Here is a 409-nt window from a genome sequence, read left to right as displayed (position 1 = left end):
AGTATCACAATCCGGCAGTAGGAGGAATTTAGCCTTAGATGAAGGGCCAACTATAATCAGTAAAAGTATCACGTGCTCCGACCTACTCGATTTCACTTAAAATGTCTTTTCATGTACGGGACTATCACCCTGTATCGTGGCACTTTCCAGAGCCTTCCATTAACACATAATAAGCTTAAGGGCTGTTCCGATTTCGCTCGCCGCTACTATCGGAATCTCGGTTGTTTTCTTTTCGTACTGGTACTTAGATGTTTCAGTTCTCCGCGTTCGCCTCGTTAACCTATGTATTCAGTTAACGATACCTGCAAGCAGGTGGGTTTCCCCATTCGGAAATCCTAGTCTCAAGCGCTTTTTACTAGCTTGACTAGGCTTATCGCAAGTTAATACGTACTTCATAGCCACCAACTGC

At 44.3% G+C, this 409-nt stretch carries 1 rRNA gene; it reads right to left on the bottom strand.

The features are described from left to right. A 23S ribosomal RNA gene (locus tag CWC17_RS18620) occupies window positions 1-409 on the bottom strand; the annotation flags it as partial.

Origin of the sequence: Pseudoalteromonas sp. S3785 (assembly GCF_005887365.1) — a bacterium.
Classification (GTDB): Bacteria; Pseudomonadota; Gammaproteobacteria; order Enterobacterales; family Alteromonadaceae; genus Pseudoalteromonas.
The sequence above is the reverse complement of the archived record's forward strand: the minus strand, read 5'-3'. Positions and strand labels throughout refer to the sequence as shown.